The sequence below is a fragment of the Streptomyces synnematoformans genome (genome assembly GCF_039531005.1).
Lineage (GTDB): Bacteria > Actinomycetota > Actinomycetes > Streptomycetales > Streptomycetaceae > Streptomyces > Streptomyces synnematoformans.
Map to the genome: position 1 here is coordinate 1 of NZ_BAAAPF010000332.1, position 7,542 is coordinate 7,542.

6 protein-coding genes are annotated in these 7,542 nt (G+C 71.1%); 5 read left to right on the plus strand and 1 reads right to left on the minus strand.

The window, feature by feature from the left end; all coding sequences use genetic code 11:
- Positions 1-57: 57 nt before the first annotated feature.
- Positions 58-2,178: an NPCBM/NEW2 domain-containing protein gene (locus ABD317_RS30925; protein WP_344294198.1), complete on the minus strand. Its 2,121-nt coding sequence runs from the start codon at positions 2,176-2,178 to the stop codon at positions 58-60.
- 272 nt (positions 2,179-2,450) lie between these two features.
- On the opposite strand from ABD317_RS30925, the gene ABD317_RS30930 reads away from it, so the two are divergent.
- The 5 genes from ABD317_RS30930 to ABD317_RS30950 form a co-directional block, all read left to right on the plus strand.
- Positions 2,451-3,725 carry an ABC transporter substrate-binding protein gene (locus ABD317_RS30930; RefSeq protein ID WP_344294200.1) on the plus strand — a complete coding sequence of 425 codons (1,275 nt, stop codon included), beginning with the start codon at positions 2,451-2,453 and terminating at the stop codon, positions 3,723-3,725.
- A gap of 6 nt (positions 3,726-3,731) precedes the next feature.
- The gene (locus ABD317_RS30935) at positions 3,732-4,658 is read left to right on the plus strand and encodes a carbohydrate ABC transporter permease (RefSeq protein ID WP_344294202.1); all 927 of its coding nucleotides are present in this window, start codon (positions 3,732-3,734) and stop codon (positions 4,656-4,658) included.
- Complete coding sequence (locus tag ABD317_RS30940; RefSeq protein WP_344294204.1) at positions 4,655-5,593, plus strand: carbohydrate ABC transporter permease; 939 nt, start codon at positions 4,655-4,657, stop codon at positions 5,591-5,593. The genes ABD317_RS30935 and ABD317_RS30940 overlap by 4 nt, the downstream gene beginning before the upstream one ends.
- Before the next feature lie 371 nt (positions 5,594-5,964).
- Complete coding sequence (locus ABD317_RS30945; protein WP_344294206.1) at positions 5,965-6,921, plus strand: NUDIX domain-containing protein; 957 nt, start codon at positions 5,965-5,967, stop codon at positions 6,919-6,921.
- A 140-nt stretch (positions 6,922-7,061) separates the two neighbouring features.
- A partial coding sequence (locus ABD317_RS30950; protein WP_344294208.1) for a hypothetical protein occupies positions 7,062-7,542 on the plus strand: 481 nt, incomplete at its 3' end.

Below are 7,542 nucleotides of genomic sequence, written 5' to 3' on the forward strand. Positions count from 1 at the left end.
CGTGCGTCAGGCGCGGCGCCGCGCCCGCCCTGCGCTGCGGCGGGGTGCGGCCGGGCGTCAGCAGCCGAACCGCGCGTCCGCCCAGTCGGCGTGGTCGTAGTCCACGCCGTCGCCGCCGTCGGTGACGACCAGCCGTACGGACGCGGCGCCGCCGATGTCCGCGGACAGCGGCCGGGCCGGGTCGGCGCCCGTCAGCACGCCGGACTCCGCGACCCTGGCGCCGTCGGCCCAGACCTCGAAGGCCACCGAGCCTCCCCCAGAGGCTTCGCCCTGGGCGGTACCCCCATTGCCGGTCTCGTCGTCCAGCCCGACCTCGGCGCTGAACGTCTCGCACCGCTCGCCGGTGTAGAACCCGATGTCGCTGACGGCGTGCACGCCCAGCCCCTTGGCGTACGTCCGGCCGCCGATGGTGAGCGGCCCGCCGTCGCCCGCCGCCTGCTCGCCGACGCTGGTGTCGCGCTCGACCGGCCCCCAGCCGTTGCCGGCCTCCAGCCACTGCCAGTCGCTCGCGTACGTCGTCCCCGCGGGCGGGCTCGCGACCACGTACGCCGCGCCCGCCGAGGTCAGGGACACGGCGGTGCCGGACGGCGCCGAGTAGCCGGCCGTCAGCGGAAACTCCTGCCGGCCGGTCGCGGCGTCCGCGGGGGCGGTGAGCCGCCAGACGGTGGTGAGCGTGCCGCCCGGCGCGATCTGCTCCGCGGTGGTGGGCGAGCCGGTCTCCACCTGCCAGCCGGCGGGGGCGTCGAAGCCGACGGTGACGTTCTTCGCCGGGGTGATGCCGGTGTTGCGGAACGTCGTCGTCACCTCGGCCGCGCCGCCCGCCTCGACGTACGGCGCGGAACCGGCGCCGAACTCGGCGGCGGGCGGGTACGACCCGGCGCCGGCACCGGGCCAGAGGCGGTAGAGCACGGTGCCGTGCCCGGGCACCGTCGCGGAGATCCCGCCGCCGGTGTTGAAGTCCTCGTGCCGCCACAGGTCGCGCATCCGGTAGCCGTCCGCGGCCGGCAGGCCGACGGCCTCGGCGGTGGTGGAGATGCGCTGCGGCGCGGTCGACTCGTTGAACAGCGCCACGGCGCGGCTGCCGTCCGCCATCTCCTTGGCGACGACCCAGCGGCCGTCGTCGGCGGAGACCACGGCGCCCTGCCTGCCCAGCGGGTCCTGGTCGACGGCGATGACCTCCTCGTTGCCGAGGATCTCGAACGTCGCCTCGTCGGCGGTGCGCAGGTCCGAGCCGATGAGCAGCGGCGCCGCCATGATCGACCACATCGAGAAGTGCGTGCGGTACTCGGTGTCGGTCATGCCGCCGTTGCCGACCTCCAGCATGTCCGGGTCGTTCCAGTGGCCCGGACCCGCGTACTCGGCGAGCGGCAGGTTCTGCTTCATGATGCCGAGCATGCTCGACCAGTTGTCGCTGATGTCGCCGGTCGTACGCCACAGGTGGCCGACGTCCGCGGCCCACTCCCAGGGCTCGTTCTGGCCCCACTCGCAGATGCTGTAGACGATCGGCCGGCCCGTGGTCTCGGATGCGGCCCGCAGCGCGTCGCGCATCCTGGTGTAGCGCTGGACGGCGTCGACGCCCTGGTTGTTGCAGTTGTCGTACTTGAGGTAGTCGATGCCCCACTCGGCGAACTGCATCGCGTCGCTCTCCTCGTGCCCGAGGGCACCGGGGAAGCCGGCCGGGTTGCAGGTCTTGGTGCCGGCGCTGGTGTAGATGCCGATCTTCAGCCCCTTGGCGTGGACGTAGTCCGCCACCGCCTTGATCCCGTCGGGGAAGCGCACGGGGTCGGGGACCAGCTTGCCGTTCGCGTCCCGCTCGGGCAGGGCCCAGCAGTCGTCGAGGTTCACGTACTCGTAGCCGGCGTCCTTCAGGCCCCGTTCGACGAAGATGTCCGCGATGCCCTTGACCATCTCGTGGTCGAACTCCGCCCGGCAGTGGGTGGAGTTCCAGTTGTTGAAGCCCATCGGCGGGGTCCTGGCCAGCCCGTCGGGCAGCCGGAGGTCCGGCCCGCCGGCCGGCTGCGCGGCGGCGGTCGCGCTCGCGCGCTGCGGTTGGGCTCCCGTGGGCGCCGCCACGGCGGGCGCGGCGAGGGCCGCGCACAGTGCGACCGCCCCCGCGGCGCCGGTCACCGCGCGCAGGTGGAATCTGACGGCCCGTCGTGCGGATGGCAGTTTCCGCATCGGATCCACTCCTCTGGGTGGGGTGCTGCGAAGGTTCTTCCTCATGGACGCGTCACACGAGCGTTTACGGTAGAGCTTGTTCGACTCTGTCGGAAGAGATGCCATAACAGTTGGCTGACCCGCGGTCAAAACCCTTGACAGTGCCCCTGGGGGGAGGTGTGATCCCACAATCTTCGTTCGGTTGTGTTTGGTTAACACTCCAGGGAAGGGGAGCGATGAGCGCCTCATCTTCTGCCAGCAGGACTGTAGGCCGCCCCACCACCGCACTACCGATGTCGCGCCGGAGCCTGCTGCGAGGAGCCGCCCTGGGCGCCGGCGCCGTCACCCTCCCGGCCCTCCTCGCCGCTTGCGGAAGCGGCCCGGGCGGGGACGGCAACACCGTGACGATGGGATCGAACGCCTCCGACGACGTGCCCCGCAAGGCACTCCAGGACGTGCTCGACGCGTTCGAGAAGAAGTCGGGTAAGACGGTCGAGGTCAACACCGTCGACCACAACACGTTCCAGGAGAACATCAACCGCTATCTGCAGGGCCGGCCGGACGACGTGTTCACGTGGTTCGCCGGCTACCGCATGCAGTTCTTCGCCGAGCGCGGGCTGCTCGCCGAGATCAGCGACCTGTGGAAGGGCTTCGACGGCTTCTCCGACGCGCTGAAGGACCAGTCCACCGGCGCCGACGGCAAGCAGTACTTCGTGCCGATGTACTACTACCCGTGGGCGGTCTTCTACCGGAAGAGCGTCTTCGAGCAGGGCGGCTACGAGATCCCGGAGACCTTCGACCAGTACACCGCCCTGGCCAGGCAGATGCAGAAGGACGGCCTGGTCCCCTTCGCCTTCGGTGACAAGGACGGCTGGCCGGCCATGGGCACGTTCGACTACCTCAACATGCGCGCCAACGGCTACGACTTCCACAAGTCGCTGATGGCCGGCGAGGAGTCCTGGACCGACCCCCGGGTGCGCGAGGTCTTCGACCTGTGGCGCGGCCTCATGCCCTACCACGACGAGGGCGCCAACGGCCGCACCTGGCAGGAGGCCGCCCAGTCGCTCGCCCTGAAGAAGACCGGCATGGGGGTGTTCGGCCTGCCGCTGCCCGGCCAGCAGTTCTCCGAGGCGGACCGCGAGGACCTCGACTTCTTCCCCTTTCCGGAGATCACTCCCGAGCACGGCCGGGACGCGGTCGAAGCCCCGATCGACGGCTACCTCATGTCGTCCAAGGCCAAGAACGAGGAGGCCGCGCGGGAGCTGCTGAAGTACCTGGCCACCCCGGCGGCCGAGGAGACGTACCTGAAATCCGACCCCAACAACGTCGCCGTCCACTCCGGCGCCGACACCTCCTCCTACGGCCCGCTGCAGAAGAAGGCCGCCGAGCTGGTCTCGGGCGCCAAGCAGATATCCCAGTTCCTCGACCGGGACACCCGCCCCGACTTCGCCTCGACGGTCATGATCAAGGCGTTCCAGGACTTCATCGACGACCCCGACGACATCGACGGCCTGCTCAGCGGCATCGAGGCGCAGAAGAAGACCATCTTCACCGAGGGCCAGGAGTAGTCCGCCGTGCCGCACGCCACCGCTCGCGAACGGCGCACCCGACGGCGAGGTCTGCGGCGGCGGTTCACCGCCCGCGACCTCGCCGTCATCGGCGTGCTGCTGGGCTTCGCCATCCTGCTGGACCTGTTCATCATCTGGGGGCCGACCGTCGCCTCCATCACTCTGTCCTTCTCCTCCTGGGACGGCCTGTCCGACCTGAACTGGGTCGGCGGCGACAACTACGACACGCTCGCCGGCGGCGACTACCCGCCGTTCTGGCCCGCGGTGCGCAACAACCTGCTGTGGATCGCCTTCCTGGGGCTGGTCGCCACCCCCTTCGGGCTGCTGCTGGCGGTGGTCATCGACCGCGGGGTGCGCTTCTCGCGCTTCTACCAGTCCACGATCTACCTGCCGGTGGTGCTCTCCCTCGCCGTCGTCGGCTTCATCGCGCAGCTGGTCTTCTCCCGCGACCAGGGCGCCCTGAACGCCATCCTGGGCAACCAGGACAACCCCACCGACTGGCTCGGCGACCGGGACCTGAACATCTGGATGGTGCTGCTCGCCGCCGGCTGGCGGCACACCGGCTACGTGATGATCCTCTATCTGGCCGGTCTGAAGGCCGTGGCGCCGGAGCTGAAGGAGGCTGCCGCCATCGACGGCGCGAACGAGCGGCAGACCTTCCTGCGCGTGGTCTTCCCCACGATGCGGCCGGTCAACGTCGTCGTCCTCGTCATCACCATCATCGAGTCGCTCCGCGCCTTCGACATCGTCTACGCCATCAACAAGGGCAGAAACGGCCTGGAGCTGCTGTCCGTGCTCGTCACCGACAACATCATCGGCGAGGCCAGCCGCATCGGCTTCGGCTCCGCCATCGCCGTGGTGCTGCTCACCGTGTCCCTGGGGTTCATCGTGACGTACCTGGTGCAGGAGATGCGCGGGGAGGAGCGCCGATGACCGCCGACATACCCACCACCGCCGGGCCGCGCCCCGGCACCGCGGTGCCGGCCGGGAAGCCGGACCGGCCGGCCGCGAAGCGGCCCCGCCGGGGCCGCTTCGGCGTGCACATCTTCCTCGGCGGGGTCTCGCTCGCCTTCCTGGCCCCGCTGCTGCTCGCCGTCTACGCCTCGCTGCGCCCGTACGAGGAGACCGCCGAGCACGGCTACTTCTCCCTGCCCCGCAGCCTGTCCTTCGACTACTACCGGCAGGCGTTCTCCGACTCGGAGATGAGCAAGTACTTCATCAACTCGATCATCATCGCCGTGCCCGGCGTGCTGGTCGTGCTGTTCCTGGCGTCGTTCGTCGCCTTCGTGGTGGCCCGGCTGCGCATCCGCGGCGGGCTCTTCCTGCTCATCCTCTTCACCGCGGGCAACCTGCTGCCGCAGCAGGTCATCGTCACCCCGCTGTACGTGATGTTCAACCGCATCGAGCTGCCGTACTGGATGTCCGAGTCGATGCTGCTCTACGACTCCTACTGGGCCGTCATCCTCGTGAACGTCGGCTTCCAGATGGGCTTCTGCGTCTTCGTGCTGGCGAACTTCATGCGCGCGCTGCCCAACGAGATCCTGGAGGCCGCGGTCGTCGACGGCGCGGGGGTGTGGACCCGGTACTGGCGGATCGTCCTGCCGCTGTGCCGTCCGGCGCTGGCGGCCCTGGGGACGCTGCAGTTCACCTGGATGTACAACGACTTCCTGTGGGCGCTGGTGTTCATCTCCGACGGCGACAAGCTTCCGATCACCTCGGCGCTGAACAACCTGCGCGGGCAGTTCTTCACCGACTACAACCTGCTCGCCGCGGGCTCCGTACTCGTCGCGCTGCCGACGATCGTCGTCTTCCTGCTCCTGCAGCGCCACTTCATCGCCGGGCTGACCCTCGGCTCCACGAAGGGGTGAGGGCCGGGGGGAGCCGGAGCGGCCCGTCGGATGATGCCGGCGGCCCGGGGGGAGCCGTCGATCAGCCCTTCTGATCACCGGACCGGGCCGCCGGACCCCGCCCGTGCACAGCGGGCGGGTGGGTGCCAGCGTGCCCGAACCGCGGCGCGCGGTGGAGGGGCCGAACGGCCCCCGGCCCGACCCCGGACGGCCCGGTCGGCCCGCGCGCGGCGGCGCCCGGGACCGTACACCGCACGCATCCGGCCGCGACCCGGCGCAATCGCGCCGGGTCGCGGCGGTGTGACGTAGCCCGGCGGCCAAACTCTTCGCACGGAGTTTCCCCGGGAGCAGGTAGCGGGCAACTCTCTGGGGGCGGCTGAGAGGGGGAACATGTGATCGTCTGGTTGAACGGCGCATGGGATACGGGTCTGCGCCACGTCGCGCACGAACTGGTGGAGCTGACGCCGGGGAGCGTCCTCTACGACCCGGAGCTGACGGGCGGGTATCTGCGCCGGCTGCTGCCGCAGAAGCGGCTGGAGGAGGGCGACGACGAGCAGGAGCTGCCGTCGTGGCGGCGGCTGGTGGTGGAGACGGCGGCGGCGCTGCTGGCGGAGGCGGACGGTCCGCTGGTGGTGCCGGCCGCGCTGTGGCGGCAGGAGTACCGCGACGAGATCTTCGGACGGCTGGCGTCCCGCCGCTTCGAGGTGCGGCATCTGCTGGTCTCGTTTGACGAAACGATCCTGCACGCCGGCTCCTTCCCGCCCTGGCTGACCGGCGACGCCCACGTCGTCGACGCCGCCGGACTCACCCCCCGCCGGGCCGCGGAAGAAGTCGCGGCCTGCCTGCGCGCCGGGGCCGGGCACTGCGACATCGTGCAGAACTCCGAGCCCACCCGCGAGACGCTCGCCTCCGGCGTGCTGCTGTTCGACGAGGCGGACCGGGTGCTCCTCGTCGACCCCACCTACAAGCCGGGCTGGGAGTTTCCCGGCGGCGTCGTCGAGCCGGGCGAGGCCCCCGCCCGCGGCGGCGTCCGGGAGGTGGCGGAGGAGCTGGGGCTGAGCCTGCGGCGGCCGCCCCGGCTGCTGCTGGTGGACTGGGAGCCGCCCCGCCCGCCCGAGTACGGCGGGCTGCGGCTGCTCTACGACGGCGGCCGGCTGCGCCCCGCCGAGGCGGCCGGCGTCCTGCTGCCCGGGCCCGAGCTGCGCGCCTGGCGGTTCGTCACGGAGGACGAGGCGGGCGGGCTGCTGCCGGCGGTGCGGTTCAGCCGGCTGCGCTGGGCGCTGCGGGCCCGCCGCCGCGGCGCCGCGGTCTACCTGGAGGACGGCGCGCCGGTCGCCGACGGCCCGTAGCGGGGGACGTGGCAACCCTATTGGCCCTGCTGTTGCCCCATTCAGCAGTTTCTGAGTGCGTGTCACCGCCCGGGTCTGCATAGCGTCGCTGCTAGCGGCGGCCCACGTCGTCGCGTCCCCCACTTCAGGAGTCACGACCGATGCGGATCATATCCACGGCGCTGGCCGCCGCGGCCGTCGGCGCCCTCGCCGCCGGCCTCACGGCCACGGTGGCGACGGCGCAGGACAACGGCAACAACGACAGCAACATCACCTCCTTCGGATTCAGCGTCACTCCCAAGACCGTCAAACCGGGCGGCAAGGTCGATCTGACCGTGACGGAGTGCGACAAGGAGGCCACGGCCTCGTCGGCGGTCTTCGACAAGACGACCCTCGGTATGGGCGGCGGCACCCAGAGCGCGCAGGTGAAGGTCGACTGGGACGCCAAACCGGGCGCCGAGTACGACGTGACCTTCCGCTGCGGCGGCGAGTCCGGCACGGCACCGCTGAAGATCGCCGCAGCCGGCGGCGGCGACGGCGGATCGGAGGTGGGCGCCACGTCCCGGCCGCGGCCGCAGCCGGACGAGGCGGCGGCCCGGCCCGCCGAGCCCGGCCGGGCCGGCAAGGAGGCCGTCCGGCCGG

What these genes read in the sequence shown, in the direction of transcription:
- ABD317_RS30930 (WP_344294200.1), top strand. Translation starts at nt 2,451, where the DNA reads ATGTCGCGCCGGAGCCTGCTGCGAGGAGCCGCCCTGGGCGCCGGCGCC.
- ABD317_RS30940 (WP_344294204.1), top strand. Translation starts at nt 4,655, where the DNA reads ATGACCGCCGACATACCCACCACCGCCGGGCCGCGCCCCGGCACCGCG.
- ABD317_RS30925 (WP_344294198.1), bottom strand. Translation starts at nt 2,178, where the DNA reads ATGCGGAAACTGCCATCCGCACGACGGGCCGTCAGATTCCACCTGCGC.